Raw genomic sequence first — 25,559 nt, 5'->3', positions numbered from 1 at the left:
AAAGAGGCAAATCGTGGTAAAGATCTTAATCTTTATTAATCAAATCATTGATCAAAAACACTAAAATAGAAAACCTACAGGAATTATTAATTTATAATTGCTTTTGGTTATGGAGGCTTACCCAAGAGGCTGAAGGGGCAGGCTTGGAAAGCTTGTAGGTGTCTAACGATGCGCGAGGGTTCAAATCCCTCAGCCTCCGCCATTAACATTTCAAAATTATTAAAAACTAATAATTTTTCATGGAGATTTACCCAAGAGGCTCAAGGGGGCGCTCTCGAAAAGCGTTAGGTGGGAAACCACGCGAGGGTTCAAATCCCTCAGTCTCCGCCATTAAAATTAGTTTAAAGTCAAACCAGATAGGTTTGATTTTTTTGATATTACCTAACATAAATAAAAAAGTTCAATCTTGGTAGATTGAACTTTAACAAAATATAAATTAAATTGATTAACGTTTAAAATACATGTATAAACGAATGATGTTTCAAATTAAACCTATTAAGCTAAACAATAAATAAAAGCCGTAGCTTAAAGATAAACTGCGCATTAATTGCTTGTTTTCGTTCCCATATAAATCCATAAATTCCGCTTGACGGCGCATTTGACTAACAATATAGGCAATATACAGTAAATAAATTACTCCAGAAACTACGGAACTAATAATCATGACAATGCTGCTAGCACCATTGCCACCATTAACCCCAAAAGCAAAACCCAAGCTGAAAACTAAGGTTCCAATAATTCACGCAATAACTGCAAAGAATAAAAAACGCCCTAAATGTGCTGATGCGCGTTTAGATAAAACCCGGCCAACTAAAGCCATTGCAATGAACATCAGCCCACCAATTGCAAATAAAACCATAATATCAGCTAAATGATATTGATCACTAACAAATTCAGATAATCTAATTGCAAAGAATAAAAGACCAAATCCAATTGCTTGTGCTAAAACATAAAACCCAGTTGCAAAAATCATAAATCCAAAACCAAATTTAGTTAATCTAGGGCGCATGAATCAAGCCATAATGCTAGAAACTAAAATTAGAATCGGACCAATTGCTAATAAACCATTAGCAAAACGAGCAACACCTTCATTAACTGCAGCATAATTAAACAAAAGCTCATATAAGCCATAAGCAATGATAAAAATTAATGCAAAGCAAATACCTGTGACTAGAAAAGATCTAGTCATTAATTTAGTTTGTGCTTGATTAAATGTGTACTTGCCAGTTTGGCCATAACCACCTGAATAATTATTTGAACCATAATTACTCGAAGTTGGGTCATAGCTTCTTGGACCATGCGAATTATATCCGTATGGTTGATTGTAAGGGTTATTTGAATTCAAGTGAAACCTCCGAAAAATGGATTCATTCATTATAACAAATATAATTTATCGAGCTAAAAAAGCCCACTTTTGAGACTTCATAAAAGAAATAGGTGTAAAGAATAAATTTATTTCTTAAAAACTCTGTTTTAGAAAAAAAGTTTAAAAGAATTTAAATCTTTCTGGTTTCATTTCAAAGTTTGCGTATTAACTTTAGCTATTATATTTGCACACCAAAGTCTTGCAAATTTAGATTTTTCAGTTTAGCTGCTCAAATTATCATGTTTAACTATTTAAAGAGTTGGGCTCTAAACACGCTCCACAAAAATCCTATTATAAATTCTAATTACTAGCAATTACAAGGGTTACAATTGGTTTTTATCATATGGTAAGTATAATTAGTACACGAAAAGCCAGGAGATAGTACACGAAAAGCCAGAAACCTAACAAGCGAAAGAACAAACGATACTATGTTTATCTAAGAATGTAAAAGATGTCACTATAGAGTTTTATCTTAGTAGGTAAAAATATTATTACTGAGCTTCAAATAATATTAATCTAGAACTAAAAAAAGTAAATCAGCAAATTTATGGAAAGTTTTTTGTTTTAGCGTTAGTAAGAATTAATTGACAGAAATGTTTTTCACAGGTCTAACGTGAACAACAATTGCCTTAGAAAACTTATCAGCCTGATAAAAATAATTATTATGTTAGAAATTAATTGACCACATAAGCATGAGTATAAGAACAATTAAAACAGCAACAAACAAATTGTTAGATTATTTCGTAAACCCTACGATTTTTAAAGTAGGTAACTTTTGCTGATATTCTCTAATTTCGTCTTGATTTTTTGTGATAATTTCTTTTCCATTTTGATCAATAACTACTTTAATTTTTTTGGATGAATCATATGATTTTGCTAATCCAAGAATAACACTAATTTCGCCAGTTTCATCCATTGGAACAAAAGCCAAATCTAAATAGACATTAGCAGGTAATGGCGGAAGATTATTATTAGCTAAAGAACTAAATAATTTAAAATTCAGAGCCGATGTTCCTTTCAAGTCGTTAGAATCTTGACCCTTAGGAAAAACTATCTTATCTTGTTCACTATAAGCTTCATTTGCTTTTTTAACTTTAACATTAGCGCTTGCACTTACTTGCAAATCCTTAACTTTTGCATGCCAAGATACAACTGTATTTTCTTGTTGATCAATTGGTTGAATCCCATCGTTAGGATTTTGAGTGGATGGTTGTTGACTACCAGGCTTTTGGTTTGACTGTTCAGGATTAGCGCAAGATATAGCTGTGGTTGCAATAACTCCACTAAGTCCAAGAAAAGATAAACTCCCAATTAACATACGTTTTTTCATTTTAATCATCGAATTAACCAATTAAACTTTCATTCTAATTTAAGCATTCCCATATTCTAACAAATAATCAACAACAAATTAATAAATCTCGTAACTTTTTAAAAACAAAATTTCTAATAATGTGAAAAGGGGCTAGAAAACATAAAACTAGTATTAAAATCAATAACAATTGAGGTTAAAAATCATGACTGAACACAAAACAATCAAATTAAAAAATTACGATGCTTATTACTCGTTTCAAGACACAAATAAACCTAAAGTACTTTTCATTCATGGCTTTGGTGGAGATCATACACGGTTCATTGAATTAAAAGAAATAAATAAAGAATATGACTTAATTGCAGTGGATTTACCCGGGCGGGGTAAAACCCAATCAACAAATAAAAATAAGCAAGAATTTTTACCAGCAGATTACCAAGAATTTATTATCGACTTTATCCAAACTTTAAATATTAAAATCGATTTAGTAACAAGCACATCACTTGGAGCTTTAACAGCATTATATGCACTAGATGCCAATTTAATTGCTAAGGGATTGTTGTTTTCTCCATACAATTACGTTCCAAACCCCAAAGAACGTAATGAAATTTTGCAAAATTATTTAATTCCCGAAAATGAACTAATAGCTAAATTGTCAATACTTGATTTAACAATCAATCGAAAAAAAGATTTTTTAGAAAAACTTGATGCAATCACAATTGGAATAATGAATAACAAAACCTTTAACGAAACAACTTTTAAAAAATTCGTAAGAATGCTTGTTGATGAAAAATTTGTTAATGAAACAGTTAAACCTTTATATATCAGAAATGCTAAAAAAATTGTTATCGCTAATGCCGATCATGATTTTTATATTCCATTAACAAATGTAAAAATCCTGTGTCAAGAATTAAAAATAAAACTTCATGAAGTACCCTTTGCCGGGCATCTGATTTTTGCTGATAATCCAATTGAATGCAATCGGTTAATCAATCTCTATATTAAGAAATAAATATTTTCTTCAAAAGACGTTAATCTTCATCAAAGGGAGAAAACGGTGTATTATCACGAACTTTAGTTTTGGTGGTTTTTTGGGATTGATCATTCAGAAGTTGACTATTTTCTGATTTTGTTTTGTTTTGTAATATCCCCGTTTTGGTTTCGCGTTTTAATTTCGTCTGTTGTTTCATTTCTTGGGCTTTTTATAATCTTTCAAGTTTTTGTTTTTCTTTAGCTTTCGCTGCAGCTTTTTTCATTAAATACCGAAATGCCATTTTAAGTAAGTCCATACTTGTGCTCCAAATTCACATTTTAAACTACGATTATTTTAAGCCTTTTTTATTAATGAAAAATAAAAAAAGCAAACCAAAGATGGTTTGCTTCTTTATCAAATAAATTACAACAAAACTTTTTAGGCAAATAACAGAATTAAACTGCAAAGAATTATTCCAATAAATAAACCAATAAAGGTCAATGTAATCACTAAGATCACGTGAAATCAGTTTGTATTTTCATGAATTTTTCTTTTTTGATATCGACTAGAATTAGATAACAAATTGAGTTTGATATCTTTTTTTAGACGTAATGCTTCAAGAGAACTTTCGTGTTTTGTAAAACCAGATTCTTTGGAATCTAAAACGATCTTATTTTCTTCAAGTGTTTTGTTGTCGTTCATAAACGGTTAGTGCCCTTTAGTAATGCGCTTGTCAGCGTAATAGCCACATGAACAAACTCGGTGTGCTTTTTTTAAAGCACCACAGTTTTTGCAGGTGTTAACTGTTGGACCACTTAAAGCGTCATGCGAACGGCGTTTATCGCGGCGGTGTTTACTCGAGCGACGTTGTTGTACTGCCATAATAACTCCTTAGTGAATCACCAAGTAGTTTTAACTACCTAGGATTATTAAAATTGATTGGATAAATCCTATTTAACTTCAACAGTTGCGCCTGCAGCTTCAAAGCGTTTCTTTAATTCTGCAGCTTCTTCAGGCTTAATGTTTGCTTTTACAGTTAAAGGTGCTTTTTCAACACCAGCTTTAGCTTCCATTAAACCTAATCCAGAGATTTCTTTATAAAGTTTGATAACTTCAATTTTCTTATCTCCAGCATTAGTCATAATTACGCTAACTTCACTGCTTGCAGCAGCTACAGGTCCAGCAGCCGCAGCAACTGGAGCAGCAGCAGATACACCGAATTCAGTTTCGATTGCCTTAATAACATCGTTGATTTCAACTAATGTCATTTCTTTTAGGCTTTCAATAAATTGTTCTTTTGTTAATTTTGCCATTGTTATATCCTTTTAAATATATGGTTTAGTTTATTTCTTTTCGCCAACTGATTTCATTGCGTACATCAATTTGCGTAAAGGAGCTTGTAACACAGATAAGAACATGCTGTATAGTTCTTCACGAGAAGGTAAAGATGCAATTTGATTTAACTCATTAACATCAATCACCTTTTGTTCTAGATAACCAAATTTGAATTTGATGTGATCTCGGTCTTTAGTTATCTTGAAAACAGCTTTAATGGGTTGGAATGCATCATTAATCCCAAATGCAATCGCCACTTGTCCAACTAATAAATTATCTGGAACAGTGATGTTTGCTTGAGCAATAGCACGGCGTAAAATATTATTTTTTAAAATAAACATTTTATTTCCTGCTTGGTGTAATTCGCGACGAATTGCACTAGCTTCGTGTGCGGTCATTGTGCTGTATTGGAATACAACAAAAGATTTTGCTTGACTAATAACGGCGCCAACTTCATTAATGCGGTCGATTTTATTTTGAATGACTGCTTTCATACTGACTCCTCATTAAAAATGCAATATTAAGAAAAAATTCTTTTGGTAACCAAAAGAATTTCAGTCCATCACAGACAAAAGTGAGAAACCTCGGTAACAAATTAAGGAAAAAATCCAGTTACTTTCTTTGGTAATTGCATATGAATAATACCATAAAATAACTAAGATATCATATTAAGTAGACCATAAATAAAAAGTCACCCCATAATATGAGGCGACTTAATTTATTTTTATGCTTAAAAATTAAGCTGAATATAAGAAATCAATTATTTGCTTAGCAATAGTGTTTTGAATTTTAATTAAAGTGCTTCTTTCATTATCATCAAAATCAAGGGAATGCTTAAAAGTTAAATACGAAATACAAAATTCGTCAATAACTTTTGAATCCCGCTTGAATAACGCCAAGATATCTTCGGTTCCGTCACTTTCAGAGATGACTTTTAAATTTTGTTTAAAGTAAGCTTTTGCATCTCCAGGATTAACTTGCTGGCAAACGCATTCCATAATTTTTTGCAATTGGGCCAATTTAAAATCCATGTTTGCTGCACCGTCAGTTTCGTAAACATCTTTAATAAAGTCTAGTTTCACGCGATGGTCAGCACACATCTCGTTAAAAATCTGAATCGCTTGGGTAATTTGATTACTATAGTTTTTAGATTGTGACATTTCTATTCCTATTTTATGTAGTGATTAATGTATTAATATTTAAAATGATCCAAATAAGACTTTTTTAAATCGTTCTCTCTTCGCAGTTTGAATGCAATAAATGATGTTTTATCAAACTTCGTGATATGGTAAACATCTTCACGGTTGGGTAGTGACTATTTAAAGCATAAGATCAAATACTTTGATATTGGTGATTTGTTCTTATTAACATACTATCATAATAAAAATAAAATATCTTTAAAAATCTAACGTTTTTAAATTTGAACTACAAAGCACTTATTTACTAAAAGGGTTCATTTTGCCAAAATTTCATAACTCTAGGAGTTATTTTTGAAAAAAAGCCAATAAATATGGCCTTTTTTGATTATTCTACTCTTACAAAATGTATAATTTATAACAACAAACCTAATATAAGGGGTATATTATGCTTACAAAAACCGAAATTTTCCGGATTATTTCTGAATGTACAGGAATTCCAACAAAAAACGTTAAGACCATTTTTGATATTTATACAGATTTAGTAAAACGCGAATTAAAAACTGAAGGAGAAATTAAATTACCAGATATTGGTAAATTTAAAGTCGTAATTAGCCGTGAAAGAATTTCACGAAACCCAATTACTGGAGACCAAATTAAATTACAACCTAAAGCCCGCGTTAAATTTGTTCCAATTAAAAATATTAAAGAAGAAATGACAAAGGTTAAGTGACGTTACGTTGACGAAGAATAAAATTCGGATCCTTTTCTAGGTTCACAACCAATAATACTAAAAACCTGGTGTTAACGGGTTTTTATTTTTGACTAATAACTCTAAAACATCTTGGAGATTTAAAACTCCAGGAAAGATTAAATCAATTTGATATGCATACTTTTCAAAGTATTCGTATGGAATTGATTTTTTATCGTTATTTTCTTGGATATATTTTATTAATTGACTGGTTTCTAAGACAAAGAACTTTTCATAAGTATTAAATAAAACAATTAAGAAAGAAACGGCTTGATAATTAATGATATTTTTTAAATGATTTAATTGATGGGGTGCTAAATTTTTTAAAGGAAAAGATTTAAGCGAAACCTGTTTGGCTTCAAAATCAAAATAATATCCTTTATAAACCCCGTAATAATCGCTTTGAGTTCTTTCTTTCAATCACCCTTGAACCCGTTGTCCTTGAAAAGCATAAACCTTAATTGGAAGATAACGTTTAGCAAAGTAAGCAATTTGACGATTATTAAAATAATCAATAGTCCGATTGATTATCGTTTCTAAAAACATTCCACGATTTGCATTCATTTTAAGCCTCCATATATATAAATGCTAAAAACCATCAAAATTTAAGAAAAAATATTTATCTTTTTTTTAAAACAAAAAAAATAATTCATTTTCACTTTAATCAAGCGAAAATGAATTATTTGCTTCTTTTACAATATAAAAATTTATTTTTGTTTTGGAACTCGATATTTTTCAGGGTGTTCTTTCTTCATCTTTTTAATGAATTTATCTTTATCCATTGATCCGTATTCATTCATTAATTTAACACATTCTTGATATTCATTAATAGCTCAATTAACGTCTTTGAAGCCCGTGATGACAACTGATTTCTTTTGTAGTATTTTGTATGTTTCAAAAAAGGTTTTAATTTCAGCTAATAAATGCGGGCTTAAGTCTTTTAAATCATTAATGTGGTTATATCTTGGATCACAAGCAATCACTCCAATTAATTTAGTATCAGTTTCCCCGCTGTCAATCATTCCCATTGCACCTATAATTCGTGTGGGAACACTAACACCAGGCATAAAAGGTTGGTCACTAACAACCAAACAATCTAGTTCATCACCATCTCAATCTAATGCTTCTTTAATGAAACCATAATTTTGTGGATAATGATCAGATCCGTATAAAATCCGGTCAACAGAAATTTGATTTGTTTTGCGATCGTATTCGTATTTCACGTTTGAGTTTTTAGGAATTTCAATCGTGATGTTTAATTCAATATTTTTTGCCATTAAAATAACTCCTAAGCATAATATGAAAATTATAAATTAAAGCCATTGAACTAATCTTAATTATTTCAAATGAAAAAACTTCTTTTATCTAACGAACGCCAATCCCGTTTTTTCACATCCAATTAGTTTTATTATTTAACTGACTGTAAATAACAACGCGGAAATAAGTGTAAAGCAGATATTTATCGGCTGCAGAAAATTGGAGATCATAATTTTTAGTTGATCACAAAACACCTTCTTTGTTTAGTTTGAAAGCCAATGAATCTTTGAATTCAATACGAAAGTGAAAGACCATGTCTCCCACAATAATTGCTTGATTAGTAATATAAATTTTTAAATTTTGGGCAATTGTTTTAGATACACCGGTTTCAATATCAATTTGTTTTACGCTTACTTCTTCCATCGAAAAATAAGCAGTTTCTTTTGGGTGTTGATTTAAGTCAAAATCAACAATTAAAGCTTTCAAAGAACGCGTTTTTGCAAAATCCAACGAATTAATGTGACGTAAATACGCTTGTTCTTGTGTAGTCAAAAACTTTGTTAGCTGTAAATTTTTAACAATTTTATTTAGATGATCTGTATACCAGGTACTATAAAATTCGTTTTTATTAATTCATTGTTTTAAAACATCAAAACGATATGCTAAATAATCATTTTCTAAGCCAAACGTATAATACTTGGAAGTATGTCGAAACGATCAATTAATAATTGTATTAATATTTAATTTATCTTTTAATAAAACAAAAATTTCTTTTTGCTTTTTAGAAGAAGTATAAGGTCGGTAAAAAATCTTTAATTCTTTTAGATGTTTTAAAAAATTAATCATAGATGTTTAATTTTACTTAAAAAAATAAAAATCCAAACACTAATGTGTTTGGCTTAAAATAAATTGGTTTAAAAATGGTCCTGGGAATGAGACTTGAACTCACAAGGTATTGCTACCGGTGGATTTTGAGTCCACTGCGTCTGCCATTCCGCCATCCCAGGATAACCTTTAGTATTTTAACTTATTTTAACCATCTCGAAAATTTTATTATTTAAATGTTTTGAAGATTTAATAATCATTTTTGAAACAGTAATTCAGTTTTAAACTTTAGTGTTATATAAATTAGACAGTCCCGGATAATAAAAAAACACTTAATTTAAAGATGACATCAATTTTTAAATTTGAATTAGTCATTATTTTTTGGATTCATCAATAGGATGGGTGCTGAATTCTCGTCTCCAACTTTTCCCTTGTAAGTGAAACACATTATTCCCTACAAGTTCATAAATTCGATCGATTAACCTTGATGCAGCTTTTTCTTGAGAAGCATCCTTTGTTTTATAGGCATTAGGTTTACAATAATGTCTTTCTAATTCTGCAAGACTAAAGTTACTAACAAAAATTGTCATTTTATCTGAACTCATTCGGTTATTAATAATTCTTAAGAAATACTCGTTTACAAACCAATCACGATATGTCTCAGCACCTACATCGTCAAAAACTAGAACGTCAGCACTTATCATTTCATTTAATGATGTATCAAATTCTGATTTATCATCACTAAAACTCTTTAGCAAACGCAACAGCAAATCAGGGAGAAATACATATGCTATTTTTTTGTTGGTTTTTGCCAAGTGGTTGGTAAATAAACAAGTGATATAACTTTTACCAACACCACTTGATCCATAAAGATAAAATCCACCGGTTTTTTTGCCTTTGAATTGACCATTCATAAAATTTAATAGTTTCTTGCGAGATCCATCTCATGAAGCATCGATTGATTTATCACAAAACTTAATATCCAAAAATCTTTCAGGAAATCCCCGAATCAAATAATTTCTCTTAAATGCATTTTGTTCAAGAACTTTTTTTTGTTTTTTGCAAATCACTTGCTCGATTAAAAAGCGCTCTCCTTGAATTTTCACACACATATGAAATCCCGATGGATTTAAACATTTCTTTTCTGAGCTTTTTAAGCAAGCTTCATTATCTAAATATACCTTCCATAATTTTGGTAGATATAGACTATATTGAACATCTGATAAATTTAAACTTTTAAAAATTTTTGAACTTTTTAAAATTTGAATCCGTTGTTCAGCATTCGGAAAATACAAATTAGAATGAACGTAAAGTTCATCTATTTTAGACTTTGTTTGGGTGTTTTTTAAAGTATTTCTTTTTGAAAGTTTATCAGTAGCCATCATAGTTATAGTACTTCGACAGTGCTCCAATCAAATTCATCGTCATCAATTGTAGATGAACTAGTTTTATTAGAATCAGCTTTTTTAGTATAAGTTATTTGGGTTGGGGTTTGTTGTTCAAACGAAATATATTCATCAGTTGAATAACGTTTGTTTTTTAATCCTTCGCAAACACTCCTTAAATAGTTTAAAATTTTATCTAAATGGGTTAAGCCTAAACGATTAACTGTTGTAGCTAATTTTTTTAAATACTTAACACTATATTTACCATTAGTTCGATAAATCATGAAATCAGTAAGTAAATTAATTACGCTATCAGTTAAGTGCGAACTTTTTCTTAAATAAGAAATAGTTTTCTTTTGATCTAAATCTAATGCTTCTTTTTGGATACTTGCCAAATAGCGTTCTGCATTAAAGTTACGGTAGTCGTTAAAGATGTGATTAATTTCATTTTGATCATCAATTAATTCATAAAAAATTGTTGGATTGCGATAAATTTCAATGTTATCATTCATTTCTAAATTAACAGCTGCAGCAGTCAAATTTTGAAAGTTTTCTAATAGTAGATTTTCATCAATCATAAATGTTCCATTTTTTTCTCGGTAAGCAGCTTGATAAACACATTTTTTAATTTCGTTGACTGATAAGTTATGGGATTTAAAGTAAGTTTCGATAATTATTTTTACATTTTCTGTAAGAACGACAGGTTGCTTGAAATCAGCGCTTAGTAACTCGTGTAGGCTTTGGAAATTAAATTCCATAATCCCGTTAATATTTTCTGAACCAAAGACTGCTTCAAAAGATGCAGAAATATTAACGGTATCATTAGGAATACGACGGTTGGTAAAAGCAAGACTAATTCTTTCGTATTCAGAAATCCCAATTTTATTAATTAATAAATGCTTAAACTTTTGATTACTGTTAAAACGTTTTCAATTTAATGGTTCATTTACTGAAATGTGCATAATTTTATCTGTCGCAGTGATTTGAGTATGAGTTGTTATTAAATTAATTGCTTCTAATTGACTACGCATTTCAGCAAACTCTGATTGCGTACAGCCTAAACAGTGAAAAATCCTCGATAATGGGCTTTTAATACCTTTTAGAGTGGTTTGCACGTTAAACTCATTAATCAATCATTGGTAAAAGCCAATTGCTCCAGAACCAACAATCGGAGCATATATGTATGTTAATTGCTTTTGAGAGCAAGAAAAATCGAATGGACGATAGATAATATAAGTGATTTTTTCAAGTTCTGAAGAGTTCATAAATAACCGCCTTTTATTATTAATATCGTCCGCACCTTCAGATGAATAGGTGCTATGTTCACGATATAAGTATATAAGCAAAATCACTATTGAAAATTTTGTTCAATGTTAGAAACTTAAAACAAGCAATTAAAGTTAATTATCAAAGAGGTTATCCACAATCTCAATGCTTTATATTATATATAAGGACTTTTCCACAATATTTGGGAAAAGCTTTCCCATACAAGAGATTTGCTTTTTTTAAAACGAAAATCCCTTTAATTTATCAATAAATTTGACGCTTTTTTTAACCTTTATTGTTTTTAAATAAGAAAGAAGTTCATTGGCAGCAGTATCAATCGAATAATTATTGCAAAGAACATACTGAAAATCTTTTTCTTTAAATTTATAAATTAGGCTTTCTTGAGATTGAGTTGACAAATGAGAGAAACGTTGCGTAAGTCTTTTTTTAATTGTTTTCAAATCACATTTAATAAGTACACTTGCATCAAAAAAACGTTGATAGTTTTCAAGATTAAATGAAGAAGCAGCGATTTCAACAAGATATACTTTATTGTTTGATTGAACATTTAATGATCATAAAATCATACTTATTAATGGTTGCAAGCACTGATTTAACTTAGCTAACTCAACCGAATTGCTAAAAACTAATTTACCTAATTTTTTACGATCGACACCTTGCTCTGTAATAAATCCAGGACCAAATGTTTTTTTAATAATATTGTATCCAGGGTAATCTGGTTGATACAATTGATGTATTATTTCATCCATATGAAAAACTGAATACTTACTTAATAAAGAACTTTTAAGAATTGTGGACTTACCAGAACCACTTAATCCTGTTACACAAACTAACATAATTGTTTACTTACCTTTTTGACATTTAGGGCAATAATAAGTGCCACGACCATTTACTTTCACCTTTAAGATAATTGTTTTACACGTTGGACATGGTCATTTTACTTTAGTATGAACTTGCAATTTTTCTTGAAATGAACCGATGTGACCCTTTTTAAATTTATATGAGGCTATTGTAGTGCCATTACATTCAATGGCCCACAATAAAATATCACGGGCTTTTTTAGCTATTAGGTCTGCTTGTTTAATAGTTATTTGATTAGCTGGAGTTAAAGGATTAAGATGGCATGCAAATAAGATTTCATCTGCATAAATATTTCCGATTCCAGCAACATTTGTTTGATCTAAAATTGTGGTTTTAATAGCGCGATGAATTTTATGAATTTTCTCGTATAAATACTTTCCATTAAAATTTGGATCAATTGGATCCAATGCCAATTTACTTAATTCCTTAGATTTTAAATGATCATCATTTAAATAAATATTAAAGGTTCCAAACCGGCGCGTGTCGTGATAACGTAATTCTTGCTTGGCAAAAACAAATTGAAGTAAAACGTGTTTTTTATCATAATCATCTTTTTTATTTTCAAAAAAATACTTGCCTTCCATTCGTAAGTGAGAAACCATTTTTTTATGGTGCGTCAATTCAAAAATTAAATATTTTCCCATTCGTGAAATATGCGTTATTTTTTCGCCAATTAAAAATTTTTTAAATTGTTCTGGAGTACAATTTTTTAACAATTTTACGGCATTAATCTTAATGTCAAGAATCTTTTTATTTAATGTGCATAAATTTAATTCATTAACAACCGTTTGAACTTCTGGCAATTCAGGCATACTTATTATTCTCCTTCGTCAAATAATTGGACTGAGCGATAAATTTCATTTTCTAAATTCCGAATTTGGTATTTTTGCAAAAATCCTGTAAGCTTTTCAAGATCAGCAGTTTTTCTTAAAAATTCATTTAGATTAATCGCATCATAACAATCACATTTAATGGTGGCGAGTTTTTTGCATAAATAAGCTGTTTTTTTATGCTCGTTAAAAAGTTTTTGTTGGGCTGGTCTAAGCTCACTTAAGTTTTCGTAGATGTTGTCCAAAGAACCATACTTTAATAATAAATCTATTCCGGTTTTAATTCCAATACCTTTAACACCGGGAAGTTTATCTGAACTATCTCCCACTATTGACTTAAATTCAATAACTTGTGCAGGATTAAGTCCATAATACAAACTTGGAAAATTTTCTTTAGTGTAAACAGTCATTTCACTAATACCTTTTTTAGGTTGCATAACATTAGTATATTCATTCACTAATTGCAGCATATCCTTATCAGATGTATAAACATAATTAACAATTTTATGAGCCGTGGTTTTGCTGACAAAACTTCCGATCAAATCATCCGCTTCCACACCAATTTGTGTGCGAACGTTATATCCAGCATAAACTAATACTTCTTGCAGCAACTGAAGTTGCGATCGTAATTCGTCTGGTGAGTGTGGCCTTCCTGCTTTATAATCATCAAATAAATCATCACGAAAGGTTTTTTGCCCAGCATCAAAAGCAATTAAAGCATATTTAGGATTATGCTCATTTAAAATTTTTAGAGAAATTAATAGCATTAGCTTAATAGCATTGGTTGGTTGCTTATTTGTTTCTTTATAATATTCCATTTGTTTTAAAGTCGCATAATAAGCCCGGTAGGTCAAGGAATGACCATCAATTACAACTGCACAATTTCTCATTATTTGTCCCCTTCAAATTCTTCCAACTGTTGTGTGGTTTCATTATAAATTTTAACTAATTTCATAAGTACTAATCCCCGACCATCGTGCTTGACACTGATTAAACAAACCAAATCTGTTTTTAAAACGTTTTTGATATTGTCAAACGATTGCGGTCAAACAGTAACGCTTGATTTATCAGTATCGTCTTTCACCGTTAAAAATGCCATTTCTTTATTTGTTTTTGTTGTCGTCTTACGCATTCCATTAATTTTTACAAAAACCCGACCAAATTTAGGATCACCATTTTCGTTCGATTCTTTCATTGCACGCAAGTCGATTAATTTTTCATCTTTAACTTTTAATTTAAGTTTTTTAAACGGATGATCTTGAAGATAAATTCCAATTGTCTTAGCTTGAATTTCATTAAATTCGATAACTTCACTAGGGCTCATATTTAATTCATCTAATTCAATTTCAATACCTGTAGCAAATAACTTACTACGTTTTAAATCATTTAATGTACTGGCTTTTTTTAAATTATGCAACAAGGTTTTACGATTAAATCCAAAATTATCAAAAGCACCTGCGTAAATTAAAGATTCAATCATTTTCAATGTCACTTTATGTTCCAATAAAAAAGGCAAAGCCTCTAAATAATTTTCAAACTTTTGGTTTAGTGCAGCAGTTCTGGCATTCAGAATTTTTTTAATGGCTTCGTTCCCAATATTTTTAATAGCGTCAAAACCAAACAAAATAGCATTTTTATGAATGGTAAAAGATTCTTGGGACAAATTAATGTCTGGTGCTAAAACCTTGACCCCTTTTTGTTTAGCTTCGTTAACATAAATCCCAATTTTTTCATTACTACCAGAATTTGCGCTCAATAAAATAGTCGCAAATTCTAAAAAATAATTTGCTTTTAAATATGCCAATCAATAACCAATTAGTGAATAAGCAACGGCATGAGAATGATTAAAACCATAATTAGCGAAATTATAGATATACTCAAAAATTTGTTCAGCATCAGTTCGCTTTAATTTATTGCTAATTGCTCCATCAATAAAACTTTTACGCAGTTCCCCTAATTCAGATTCATGTTTTTTAGAAATAGCTCTTCTAAAAATATCTGCTTGGGCGACTGAAAATCCCGCAACCGATTGAGCAATTTGAATAACTTGTTCTTGATACACAATTATTCCATTTGTATCTTTTAATATAGGGATTAATTGATCAGCTACAAAAGTTGTTTTTTCTTTTTTATTTCTTCTAGCAATAAAAGTTGGGATATTTTCTTGTGGGCCTGGACGAAACAATGATGATGTAATTGAAATATCTTCAATCGTTTTGGGCTGCATCTTGATTAAAGTTTTACGCATCCCAGGAGATTCTAACTGAAATATTCCGTTTGTATCACCATCACATAAAAGATTAAAAGTTTTAGTATCATCTAAAGGTATTTCGTTTAAATTTATATGGATGTTTTTAGTTTTTTTAATCGTTTTAACAACAGCATCTAAGATGGATAAATTTCGTAAACCAAGCAAATCCATTTTAAGCAGTCCAAAACGTTCTAAGTATTCCATTGAAAATTGAGACAAAGGATTATTATTCATTCCTGTTTGCACGGGAATAATGTCTGTTAAAACAGCATTTGATAAAACTATTCCCGCGGCATGAGTCCCTACCTGCCTAGGCATATTAATTAGTTGGGTGGCAATTTGAAATAACGTTGGGTAAATCAACACTTTTTCTTTCAACTTCTTAGAATTAGCAATGGCACCATTTAAATCTTCATCGTATTGCATGCCAATTAATTTAGTAATTTCATCAATTTCTTTAATTGGGATTGCAAGAACTCTGCCAACATCACGTAAAGCCATTTTTGCTTTCATCCGTTGAAACGTAACAATATGAGCCACGTGGTCTTTGCCATATTTATTGAACAAATAACTAACAACTTCATCGCGTCTAGTATCCATAATATCAGTATCAATATCTGGCATGGTTTGTCTTTTTGGGTTTAAAAATCTTTCGAAAATCAAATTGTATTTAATGGGATCAACATCAGTTATTTGTAAGACATATGCCACTAAAGACCCTACTGCAGAACCACGACCGGGACCGACTATAATTTCATTCTTTTTGGCAAAATTAATAAAGTCATAAACAATTAAGAAATAATCGTCATATCCCATTTGATTAATAATATCTAATTCTTGTTTTAAACGCTGCTCGTAAATTTTAGGAATTACTCTAGTTTTTTCAAAACGTTTTTTAAGGCCTTCCACACAAAGAGCTTGTAAATATAATTGGCTTGTAACTTTTTTGGGAGTTGGATATTTAATTAGGTTAGTGTGAAATTCGTTTAAATCCCAATGACATGACTCTAATAATTTTTCTAAATTTGATAACTGAATTTTAGAAAAAACCTGCTTTGCTTGGGATTCACTTAAATATCATGTTTCTTCGCTTACTTGGTATAAACTATCTTCTTCAGATAACGTTTTATCATTTTTGATTGCTTGCAAAACATTTAACAAAAAAGCGTCATCTTTCGAATGACACGAAACTTCACTCATGGCAATACTATTTTTTTGATTATTTGCAATTGTATACCATACTGCCTTTTTAGGCACAAAACTGCCTTCTTTAACAATTACATAAACATCATTTAATCAATCTTCTAAATTATATGGTTGATCAAGCATAATGAAACTTGAAACCTTTAACAAGTTTTTATATCCTGAATTAGATTTTGCGATTAAAACTAAGTTACTAGATGATTCTTGATGAAAAATTTCTAATCCAATAATTGGTACTAAACCATTTTTAATAGCGGCATCAAAAAATTCAACAGCTCCATAAAGAGTATTAAAATCCGTCAAGCAAACGTATTTTTGCTTATGCTTTAACGCAAAGTTAACAATGTCATCGATTGACAATGTTGATAACAACAAAGAATAATGAGACCTAACATTCAAATTAATGAACATACGATCTCACTATCGAAAAAGTAAATATAGAAGTTAAATTACTTTCCACTTTTCGCAATTTTTTTCTCCAAAGCTTTGATTTCGCTTTTTAAATCGGCAATGACTTTTTTATCTTTAGCGCTTTTTAATTGCATTTTCAAATCTTCCAAATGAATAGAATCAACATTTAATTTGCCGTCCACATTCATTACTTTGGTTTCTTCCAATTTAACTCGTTCAAAACGATCAAGATCTTTTGAAGAAGATTTAAATTTTAAGGTTTTTTTGTTATCGTTATTCATTGCTATCGTTTATCCTTGGAATACTTGTACTTTAAGATAATAAATTATAACATAATTAAGAAATCAAAAAAGTGATCTCAACAGCGAAAAGATGACTGAAAAAAATAACTCGATGCTTAAATATTTTATAAAACTGTTTCAGGAATCGATTCAAACCGACCGGTATTGATTTTGTATATGAATCTGTACGCTCTAAATAACAAAGTAATATATGTAATTCCGTTTTCCATCGCTTCATTAAATTTAGCTTTTGCCCATTCAAAAACATTTTCATTATCTATTGGAACATTAATTAAGAGCATTTTTTCTTCATTTGAATTTTTAAATGCAGCAAACCCAAAAAGATCTTCAATTTTTACAAACGAAGCATTTAAAATAAATTTAATTGTTTCTTGTCGGTATTTTTCGGGTTCAAATTTAAATGGTTTATCATCAGCAACTTCTAAGGCCTTGAAAATTCCATTTAATCAAAATGGATTACTAAACATATCACTTAAAGAAAATAAAATACTATTAGGACCATATTCTTGTCAATTACGGGTTAATGTTCCGGTAATATCAAGCGCTTCGTAAACTGGACCATATGAATCATTAGAAACAATAAAATGACTTTCAAGTTCGCTAACAAAATCTATGAAATTTTGTTCGCTCAAAGCCCGTAAAGCTAAAATTGTAAAGAAATCAAAGAAAAAAGTTCGACATGTCGGATGATCAAGTTTTGTCGAAAAATTTGTTAAGAAAATTTTTGATAATCGTAAAATTTCAACAACTTGATAATTCGATGTAGCGTCAGTCAAAAAGGCATTAATAATCCGAGAAAATTTCTTGCTTTTGAAATAAAGCTGTTGAGCATCCAAATTAAGAATTTTTGAAAACTCCGAAAGTAAAAATAGTAGGATTTTACGGTAATTTTTAGGAGTTTTAAAATCATTAACATCTACCACCAAAAAATTCCCTCGACCCCAACTTGGATCGTATAATTGTTTTATTTCATAATCGTTGGCAATATTTACCGTATATATAACGTTATTATTAAGATGCTTTAAGACCACAAACAATTTAACTATTTCTTCGTAATCTTTATCAGAAAATGTTATCTCGTTATAAAAATAATTACTACTAGTTGAAATTTTAAATTTATTTCTTTGATGTTTTGGCACAATCCCATTTGGAATGTTTTCGGGCAAAATAAAGTATTTATCAATTATCTTTTCGAAAACCACATCAGCGCTTTTAGAAATTCTTAATAATTTGTTATAGCGGATTGTTGTAAACAAATAAAACATCAATGAGATGATTCCAACAACAATTAAAACGATACAAAAAGAAATTAATGTTGCAAATCCGCCTTCACCGATTAAGCGCAACAATTGATCCACCCGTAACAATGTAATTGATAGTAAAGGTACACCAATTGAAGTTCCTAAAGTTGAAACTGTTGTTAAAATAGGAAATAACGATTGAGCTCTTGTTGCTAAATACTGGTTTGATTCAAGATTATTAAATTCGTCAAACATTTTAACGATCTTTTTCTTTTTGCTTTTAGCTTTTTGATTTTTGATAATTTTCGAAATATCATTAGAAACAAAATTTTCAGTTTTAAGATTAACCTTCAAGTTATTAGTAATATCAGCAATCACCCGCCGGTGGCTTAAAGAAGCGACTTGCTGATAAGAACAAAAAGGTTCACCATCAGAACTTTTTCTTAAAGACTGATCTTTTTTAACTGGTAAAACTTCTTTTTCACCACCGGGTTTATATGATTTAAATTCATATAATGAATTAAGCATCCGAGTTTTGCGATTGTTAATTTTCCCTGCAATCGCAATAACGCGTTTATTTTCAGCATTATCTAATTGCTCAAGCAATTTTTCAAGTTGTAAAGGATTAATTTTTTTAGGAACGATCATGATTATTAATTAAGTTAAATTAGAAAGCGTTTATCAAGGTTATTTTACGATTAAAATTCCAATATATCTGTTTTTTATATATAGTATACCTACATTTTAATTATTTCTGATCAATCTGTCACTAAATGTTACAGAATTATCTTCAAAAATTTAAATTAATTGAAAAAAATCAAATAAGTTTTATAAAATTTAGGCATTCAATTAGGGGAACTCCGGTGCGAATCCGGGACAGTGCCAGCTACGGTATTTCAGTTATCTGATAAGTCCGATTACCACGTGATGCTGGGCCACATCTTAAACAGTTTTATCTTTATAAATGTTTAAAAGGTGGTTTCTTGCCCAAAGGAATTACCTTTTTTTTAATCCCTATTAATTGAATAAAGAAAAATTATTAGGGAAGTTTATGCAGAAAATAAAAAAATAATCAAAAAATACATAAAAACAATTTATGAGCAGAATCTTAAATTACATCTTTATATTTAAGATATATTGTCTTTTGAACAACGGATTTATATCAAAGTATTTATGGTTTTAATGTCTCTTAATATGAATGGTGAGGCAGCAAAATCTCTGACACGCAATCTCAGTCTGTCGCACCATTCACATTAGGGGATTAAACATTTGGATTGAAACTATACTTTAAGATAATATAAACCATCATTTCAACTATAAATTACAGCAAACAAACAAATCGAAATACTTCACTTTAAGAAAATCAATTTATTAAACCGATTTTCAATTAATTTTCAGTGAACTTAGCAAAACTATACTATCTTCAAAAAATAGTTAAATTCTCAAAACAAAAATAATTAATTCCAATATTAATTTTTTCAAAACTCCGGTTCAAAAAGATAAAAAAATATAAAATATACTCAATTTCAAAGGGGAACATCGGTGCGAATCCGAGACAGTGCCAGCTACGGTATTTCAGTTATCAAACTGATAAGTCCGATCACCTAATGATGCTGGGTCACATCTTAATCAGAAATAACAGTACTATGATTAAAAAAGTGTGAAACAAATTGTGAATCTTTTTTAATTAACATTCCCTTATCTTGAAATAAAATTTTTTAAAGGAACAATTTATTTATGACTAAAAAGAACAAGAAAAGTAAATTTTCAATATTTTTCGGTTTGTTTTCTATCGTTGCAACTACAGCTGGAATTGCAGTTTCTTGCGCTCAAGGTTCCACTCCTTCAAACTTGAACCCACAGCAAGAAAAAGCAAAAGATAATTTTCAAGCGATAACAAAAAACGACAATAAAAGTAATGTGATTTTATTAAACGATAATGATTTCACATTGCGAAATGATAGTTTTTTGGGCGTAGACTATGCAATAAATGCCATTGCTGATGGAATTTTAGGTCCAGATAATAAAGTTAGTAAAATGTCGATTTTTGATTTATCACATTTAAGCAAACTTTCCGCTAACAATTTTAATTTCAGCGGCGAAGATAGAAGAACAGCAAATAATTATGATTTTGTGGCTAATTACGCTCCATATTTGGGTAATTTGGCGGCAATCGGCTTTCTGCCAACAACAGTAATCAATTTTAACAAGGAAACAACAGTTCCAAGTTACATTCAAAAAATAATTACCGACAATAAAGTAAACGAAGAATTCAATACAGGACCTGCAACATTCGGAAATAATGAAGCAACAAGTAAAGCACAATGAGTGAGCAGAAATCCAAATACAATATTAGATTTTTCAAAATTATCAAAGCCAGATGAATACGGATTTAAAAATTCTTTAGCAAACCCAACATCTTTCGGAGCAGATATCTCAAAAGAAATTCGAGCTGAAGGGCAAACTGCAATTAACACTGCAAAACTATGGGATTTAATGCCAGCGATAAAATCCTTGATCCAAGAGGTTTCAAACGTTGTTACCAACAAAGACGGTAGCAACATTTTTGGAATTACAGGGACAAATCCTGCTGCCGTTTTGACTACTATTCAAAAGAATTATGACGCTAAAATAAAAGAATTCAAAGATGAAATGAATGCTCGAAAAATTGCTACACCAACCGTTAGTTTTTGAGGAAAAGGATACGGACCTAATACAGTCAACAATTCTGAATCTTATAATGAATATGGTCCAGGATATAGTGCTGGTTTTTTCCCATCATGATTATATGGAAGCGCCGATAATGAATTAGGGTTTAAACTAGCTGTTCCAGAAGATTCTAATTTCAAGTTTGGTGTATTTGATAATGGTGGATTTAATAGTGCTGGATGAATCACAACCGGATCTTATAATCCAAATGCTGTTCAAGCCGCGTTCAAAAAATCAAGCGACTACGTATTTGTTGCGCTTAATTAAAATAATTAAAAAATGACACACCTAAAGAAAAGGTGAATTATAACCACCATCATTTTATTAATTTTATCAGTTGCTATTGCACTGATTGCTTTTTCAATTGATACTAGTGGAAAAATAATATTTTTAGTGACTGTTAATGGTTCTAATCAAATCGCATTTTTGGTAACGGGAATAGCTGTAATTGCCGGCATTTTAGTCGCTTTTTCACTAAACGTAAGTGGAGAGATATCACAGTCTTTAACACGAAATCAACTTGCTTCTCCTTTCACTTTAGGGATGACGTCATCAATTAGTTTAGCATTCGTAGTAAGCGCCACTAGTCCGAGTTCAATTCCAGTATATGCTATTGCATTAATGGCTTTAGCTTTTACCATTGGGTTTAATCTAATTCCAACTTACATCTTATCAGTTAGCCGTTATGCTAAAAGTACGAACACAATGATTTATTTCGGCTTAGCTATCTCGCTGTTGTTAAGCTCTATTATTGTCGCAATAAACCTTTCACAAAATCCGACTAACATCAATTTTGTAGGATGGCTGGTTATTGAATCAGTAGCATTTAGTAAGAATAAATTAATAGTCGGATCTATTTTTATAGCGGTTGGACTTATTATTGCCTTACCAATCCTTAAAAAAATTCATTTATTAGAAAATAATTATTTCAAAGCAGCTAGCGTTGGAATTAATCTTCCTTTGCTTAATTTTTTAGGTTATGGAGCGATGGCCACGTTAACAATTGGTGGTTCTATAGCGTATGCACCATTTACCTTACTTGGTTTTGCAATTCCCTATTTAACGAAACGTTATGTTTTAAACCATTATGATTTTCGGGTTTCACTAATTCCTAGCAGTTTAGTTAGTATTTGCTTAACGCTTCTAACCATTATCACAATATCTTACTTACATTCTAATGCAAATGTAACACTCATTATTTTTATGCTTCCTTTCTTGTTGCTACTGATGTTCAATTACAAACCAAAAAGGAAACAGCGTGAATATGCATACCAACTATAATTCTTTTTTTATATTCAAAAAAAATAGTTTAAATAAACAAAATTGTCTCAAATGAGTAATTTTGCTTATTTTGACTTTAACTTTGAGTTTAATTCTTTTGTTTTTTTATACTGACCCCGTTGGATTAAGGCTGCCCCTTAATAACAATTATCTTATTTGAAAATTAAAATCTCAATCGCTTTTAAAAACTTGAATTAGTGGAATCGCAATTGGGTTGAGTAATTATTTATTGCAATTTTTAACCCGGAATAAGCTAGCAGATACATCAATTTTTGGAATCAATTCGTTTCAGCAAATAGCCGTTGCTTTATTCGTATTATTAAGCGCTAACTTCTTTCTTGCTAATGAACAAACTTATATTTTTGGTTTTATATATCTAGGCATTGGTTTAATTAGCGGTATTTTGTTTTATTTAATTTCAAATAAAAATCATTTGACGTCTAGAGCTGTTATTATTTATGGAATTGTTCTCAATGTTTTTCTAAGTGCCTTTGCATTTTTTATTTTATCTTCAGATGGAATACGAATCAACTTTCAAAATGTTAGATTTGCAAATTATTTTAATAAAGTTTTTGGAGGGATTCAAGTTAGTTTTGACTTTAGTGGAATTATTTTTTCAATCATTTTACTTTTTGTCTGCCTGGTATCTACTTTAATTCTTCGCATTAAAATTATTGCCCAAGCATCTGCCATTCAAAAACAAAATACATTAGGATTAAAACCACAGAAAATACGATTCAGTTTAGTTATTTTAATTAGTATATTGGGTTCAATTATATTTGCCAATATTGGTTTTGTTGCTTTTGTAGGAGTTGTGATTTCATTAATCTCTAATCGTCTTTTCAACAACTTTAATAATCGTGTCTTTAGTTCGATGACAATTTCAATTATTTTCATTTTGATATCGCAAATTATTCAGATTGGTTTTACTCAAATTGCAGGATTGTCAATTTCGGTTATAATTTCTATTATTAGTTTTCCGATATTTATAATTTTTGTCATCATTAAGGATTAAATATGGCCATTTCAATTGACATTCCATTCTTAAAAATTAGTGATAGATTTAATTTATCTAATATCAAATTTGAGATACCAGATAAAAAAGTTACAGCATTAGTTGGAAATAACGGCACAGGAAAAACGACACTATTAAATTGTCTAGTTAAAAATCAAAAAATCAAAAAAAATCAAATCTTAATCGACGGAAATGACATTACTAAAATTTCTTATAAAATGCTTGCAAAACAAATTGCATTCATTCCGCAAATAAACGATATTTTCAAGGATATATCAGCATATGATTATTTGAGTATGGGAAGGCTACCACATACTAACTTTTTAGGAATCTTAAATAAAAATGACAGAAAAATTATTAACGATGTAATTACCGAGTTAAAAATTGAAAAAATCGTTACGCAGCCGATTGGAAAATTGTCAGGTGGTGAACGCCAGAAAATAATCATCGGAAATGCTTTAGTACAACAAACACCAATCATCGTCTTAGATGAGCCATTAAGTTATTTAGATCTTAAGTCCAAAGAAGAAATAATTGGTTTAATTTCACAGTTTAGCAAAATCCACCAAAAAACGATTGTTATTGTAATCCATGAACTAGAACTTGCAGCAAATATTGCTGATCAAATTGTTGTTTTTTATGATGGAAAAACATCATTAATTGGTGAACCAAAAAATGTTATTACATCTACAAATATCAAAAAATATTTTGGTGTTGAAAAACAAGTAAAATTTGAAAACAACAAATTTTATATTCTTTAATTATTTTGCTTTATTTGTATATGATTGTGATTTAAAAATCTTTGGTTCTTCTTTATTTAATTGTCTAATGTATAAACCTATTAAATAAAAAAGATTAGATAAAATATTTAAGCAGTCAAAAATTAAAATATTGACTTTTGAACCAGGATTATTTTTTTGGACATAGAATAAGGTTCGAACTGCATGCTTAAATTTATTTCGAATAATTTCTGAAACGCAAGCAGACGTAGAACCAACCGGAAGAATAAAATTCTTAAAATTACAAGTAAGTTTGGATTTATAATTTTTAAGTTTTTTATTAAGTGCTGTTACTGTCGCTTTGTTGATACAACACTTGCCACGAACGGATCCATTAAGATTCCAAGTTAATGTGCATAGTCATTCTAAGTCTCTTTTTAATTTTGAGTTTTCAACATAGCTTCTTAGTAAACCAATAAAGGATGCTATTTCATCTGTAATTATTTCATAATCCACTATTTTTTGATCCTCATATAAAAAAGGATATGCACATGCGTCGTTGCTGCTAAATTTCATATTTAATTCCATAATCGTTTTTATCAACTTCTTCAAGTTTGATTAAATAAATTGTAATTAAAATTATTTAACTAAGCAAAAACGAAATCATAAAAGTTTTAGTCTTCAAAACTACATCTGTCAAAATAATAATGTAAAAGATAAAGTTTTATGAATATCTTTAAATTTCTGTTTATCTAAAATTTTTGAATAAATATATATTTGTTCAATTAAATGTACAAAAAACATCAACTCCAAGAAAAAAGGGAAGTAATGATTTAAGTGTGTTAATGTCTAGATTTCTTTGAAACCATTGACATCGTGTTATTAAAAGTATACTAAAAAACGGAAACGCTTTCGCAATTTTCCGTTTTTATCATTATTTAAACGCGCAAATCTTTGACTCTTGGTCAAGATTGAACAATAAATTAAGTGTTTGTATTTATTCTGGTTGCAAATCTATATCAAATAGAATTTCGAGTTGCTGAATTATACTTTGCCAATTACGAACTTTCATTTGCCTATCGTCGCGTTCGTAATTCATGATGCCTAAATAA

At 29.8% G+C, this 25,559-nt stretch carries 26 protein-coding genes, 3 tRNA genes and 1 other annotated feature; of the genes, 8 read left to right on the top strand and 21 right to left on the bottom strand.

Features of this window, described 5'->3' with window-relative positions; genetic code table 4:
• The first annotated feature begins 111 nt into the window (after positions 1–111).
• Positions 112–202: transfer RNA gene (locus T384_RS0102385), tRNA-Ser, on the top strand.
• A gap of 39 nt (positions 203–241) precedes the next feature.
• A tRNA-Ser gene (locus tag T384_RS0102380) sits at positions 242–330 on the top strand.
• Positions 331–445: 115 nt separating this feature from the next.
• On the opposite strand, the gene T384_RS0102375 is transcribed toward T384_RS0102380, so the two are convergent.
• Together T384_RS0102375 and T384_RS0102370 are read right to left on the bottom strand one after the other, a co-directional pair.
• The gene (locus tag T384_RS0102375; protein WP_027119687.1) at positions 446–1,345 is read right to left on the bottom strand and encodes a Bax inhibitor 1 family protein; all 900 of its coding nucleotides are present in this window, start codon (positions 1,343–1,345) and stop codon (positions 446–448) included.
• A gap of 757 nt (positions 1,346–2,102) precedes the next feature.
• Positions 2,103–2,696, bottom strand: a complete 594-nt coding sequence (locus tag T384_RS0102370; protein WP_156933119.1) for a hypothetical protein — start codon at positions 2,694–2,696, stop codon at positions 2,103–2,105.
• A gap of 184 nt (positions 2,697–2,880) precedes the next feature.
• On the opposite strand from T384_RS0102370, the gene T384_RS0102365 reads away from it, so the two are divergent.
• Positions 2,881–3,687 carry an alpha/beta fold hydrolase gene (locus tag T384_RS0102365; protein WP_027119685.1) on the top strand — a complete coding sequence of 269 codons (807 nt, stop codon included), beginning with the start codon at positions 2,881–2,883 and terminating at the stop codon, positions 3,685–3,687.
• Between the two features lie 19 nt (positions 3,688–3,706).
• On the opposite strand, the gene T384_RS07260 is transcribed toward T384_RS0102365, so the two are convergent.
• The 6 genes from T384_RS07260 to T384_RS0102330 form a co-directional block, all read right to left on the bottom strand.
• Positions 3,707–3,865: a hypothetical protein gene (locus T384_RS07260; protein WP_156933118.1), complete on the bottom strand. Its 159-nt coding sequence runs from the start codon at positions 3,863–3,865 to the stop codon at positions 3,707–3,709.
• A gap of 221 nt (positions 3,866–4,086) precedes the next feature.
• Positions 4,087–4,350 carry a hypothetical protein gene (locus T384_RS0102350; RefSeq protein WP_027119684.1) on the bottom strand — a complete coding sequence of 88 codons (264 nt, stop codon included), beginning with the start codon at positions 4,348–4,350 and terminating at the stop codon, positions 4,087–4,089.
• 6 nt (positions 4,351–4,356) lie between these two features.
• On the bottom strand, positions 4,357–4,530 hold the full coding sequence (rpmF, locus tag T384_RS0102345) for a 50S ribosomal protein L32 (protein ID WP_027119683.1): 174 nt from the start codon (positions 4,528–4,530) through the stop codon (positions 4,357–4,359).
• A 68-nt stretch (positions 4,531–4,598) separates the two neighbouring features.
• A complete protein-coding gene (rplL, locus tag T384_RS0102340) occupies positions 4,599–4,961 on the bottom strand; it encodes a 50S ribosomal protein L7/L12 (RefSeq protein WP_027119682.1) in 363 nt (120 codons plus the stop codon).
• Between the two features lie 30 nt (positions 4,962–4,991).
• The gene (gene rplJ / locus T384_RS0102335) at positions 4,992–5,477 is read right to left on the bottom strand and encodes a 50S ribosomal protein L10 (protein ID WP_027119681.1); all 486 of its coding nucleotides are present in this window, start codon (positions 5,475–5,477) and stop codon (positions 4,992–4,994) included.
• Between the two features lie 22 nt (positions 5,478–5,499).
• Positions 5,500–5,626, bottom strand: a sequence feature (ribosomal protein L10 leader region).
• A 94-nt stretch (positions 5,627–5,720) separates the two neighbouring features.
• On the bottom strand, positions 5,721–6,143 hold the full coding sequence (locus tag T384_RS0102330) for a DUF1951 domain-containing protein (protein WP_027119680.1): 423 nt from the start codon (positions 6,141–6,143) through the stop codon (positions 5,721–5,723).
• 424 nt (positions 6,144–6,567) lie between these two features.
• On the opposite strand from T384_RS0102330, the gene T384_RS06240 reads away from it, so the two are divergent.
• Positions 6,568–6,873 carry an HU family DNA-binding protein gene (locus T384_RS06240; RefSeq protein ID WP_052663447.1) on the top strand — a complete coding sequence of 102 codons (306 nt, stop codon included), beginning with the start codon at positions 6,568–6,570 and terminating at the stop codon, positions 6,871–6,873.
• Positions 6,874–6,909: 36 nt separating this feature from the next.
• Here the strand turns inward: T384_RS06240 and T384_RS0102320 are convergent, their stop codons facing one another.
• The 12 genes from T384_RS0102320 to T384_RS0102265 form a co-directional block, all read right to left on the bottom strand.
• Positions 6,910–7,434, bottom strand: a complete 525-nt coding sequence (locus T384_RS0102320) for a Holliday junction resolvase RecU (protein ID WP_027119679.1) — start codon at positions 7,432–7,434, stop codon at positions 6,910–6,912.
• Between the two features lie 143 nt (positions 7,435–7,577).
• Positions 7,578–8,147, bottom strand: a complete 570-nt coding sequence (locus tag T384_RS0102315; protein ID WP_027119678.1) for an inorganic diphosphatase — start codon at positions 8,145–8,147, stop codon at positions 7,578–7,580.
• 88 nt (positions 8,148–8,235) lie between these two features.
• Complete coding sequence (locus T384_RS0102310) at positions 8,236–8,973, bottom strand: hypothetical protein (RefSeq protein ID WP_027119677.1); 738 nt, start codon at positions 8,971–8,973, stop codon at positions 8,236–8,238.
• Positions 8,974–9,048: 75 nt separating this feature from the next.
• Positions 9,049–9,134 (bottom strand) — tRNA-Leu (locus T384_RS0102305).
• Positions 9,135–9,326: 192 nt separating this feature from the next.
• The gene (locus tag T384_RS0102300) at positions 9,327–10,334 is read right to left on the bottom strand and encodes an ATP-binding protein (RefSeq protein ID WP_027119676.1); all 1,008 of its coding nucleotides are present in this window, start codon (positions 10,332–10,334) and stop codon (positions 9,327–9,329) included.
• A 5-nt stretch (positions 10,335–10,339) separates the two neighbouring features.
• Positions 10,340–11,602: a hypothetical protein gene (locus tag T384_RS0102295; protein WP_027119675.1), complete on the bottom strand. Its 1,263-nt coding sequence runs from the start codon at positions 11,600–11,602 to the stop codon at positions 10,340–10,342.
• A 240-nt stretch (positions 11,603–11,842) separates the two neighbouring features.
• Positions 11,843–12,460, bottom strand: a complete 618-nt coding sequence (gene coaE / locus T384_RS0102290) for a dephospho-CoA kinase (RefSeq protein ID WP_027119674.1) — start codon at positions 12,458–12,460, stop codon at positions 11,843–11,845.
• 6 nt (positions 12,461–12,466) lie between these two features.
• Positions 12,467–13,297 carry a DNA-formamidopyrimidine glycosylase gene (gene mutM / locus T384_RS0102285; protein ID WP_027119673.1) on the bottom strand — a complete coding sequence of 277 codons (831 nt, stop codon included), beginning with the start codon at positions 13,295–13,297 and terminating at the stop codon, positions 12,467–12,469.
• Between the two features lie 5 nt (positions 13,298–13,302).
• The gene (locus T384_RS0102280) at positions 13,303–14,205 is read right to left on the bottom strand and encodes a 5'-3' exonuclease (protein WP_027119672.1); all 903 of its coding nucleotides are present in this window, start codon (positions 14,203–14,205) and stop codon (positions 13,303–13,305) included.
• Positions 14,205–17,180: a DNA polymerase III subunit alpha gene (locus tag T384_RS06235; protein WP_052663445.1), complete on the bottom strand. Its 2,976-nt coding sequence runs from the start codon at positions 17,178–17,180 to the stop codon at positions 14,205–14,207. Before T384_RS06235 ends, T384_RS0102280 begins: the two co-directional genes overlap by 1 nt.
• Positions 17,181–17,218: 38 nt before the next feature.
• On the bottom strand, positions 17,219–17,461 hold the full coding sequence (locus tag T384_RS0102270; RefSeq protein ID WP_036498882.1) for a hypothetical protein: 243 nt from the start codon (positions 17,459–17,461) through the stop codon (positions 17,219–17,221).
• A gap of 125 nt (positions 17,462–17,586) precedes the next feature.
• Entirely contained in the window at positions 17,587–19,371 is a 1,785-nt protein-coding gene (locus tag T384_RS0102265) for a hypothetical protein (protein ID WP_027119670.1), read from the bottom strand.
• Positions 19,372–20,460: 1,089 nt separating this feature from the next.
• Here T384_RS0102265 and T384_RS0102260 point away from each other — a divergent pair.
• The 4 genes from T384_RS0102260 (at position 20,461) to T384_RS0102240 (ending at position 24,489) form a co-directional block, all read left to right on the top strand.
• The gene (locus T384_RS0102260; protein WP_027119669.1) at positions 20,461–21,699 is read left to right on the top strand and encodes a hypothetical protein; all 1,239 of its coding nucleotides are present in this window, start codon (positions 20,461–20,463) and stop codon (positions 21,697–21,699) included.
• A gap of 12 nt (positions 21,700–21,711) precedes the next feature.
• Positions 21,712–22,713 carry an iron chelate uptake ABC transporter family permease subunit gene (locus T384_RS0102250; RefSeq protein ID WP_084266111.1) on the top strand — a complete coding sequence of 334 codons (1,002 nt, stop codon included), beginning with the start codon at positions 21,712–21,714 and terminating at the stop codon, positions 22,711–22,713.
• A gap of 61 nt (positions 22,714–22,774) precedes the next feature.
• A complete protein-coding gene (locus tag T384_RS0102245; protein WP_169734576.1) occupies positions 22,775–23,728 on the top strand; it encodes an iron chelate uptake ABC transporter family permease subunit in 954 nt (317 codons plus the stop codon).
• A gap of 2 nt (positions 23,729–23,730) precedes the next feature.
• On the top strand, positions 23,731–24,489 hold the full coding sequence (locus T384_RS0102240) for an ABC transporter ATP-binding protein (RefSeq protein WP_027119665.1): 759 nt from the start codon (positions 23,731–23,733) through the stop codon (positions 24,487–24,489).
• Here the strand turns inward: T384_RS0102240 and T384_RS06965 are convergent, their stop codons facing one another.
• Positions 24,490–25,023 (bottom strand): ATP:cob(I)alamin adenosyltransferase, encoded by a 534-nt coding sequence (locus T384_RS06965; protein WP_052663443.1) that lies wholly within the window; start codon positions 25,021–25,023, stop codon positions 24,490–24,492. It lies immediately after the preceding gene.
• Positions 25,024–25,559 lie beyond the last annotated feature (536 nt).

It is taken from the genome of Mycoplasma testudinis ATCC 43263, from assembly GCF_000687795.1.
Classification (GTDB): Bacteria; Bacillota_I; Bacilli_A; order Mycoplasmatales; family Mycoplasmoidaceae; genus Mycoplasmoides; species Mycoplasmoides testudinis.
The sequence above is the reverse complement of the archived record's forward strand: the minus strand, read 5'-3'. Positions and strand labels throughout refer to the sequence as shown.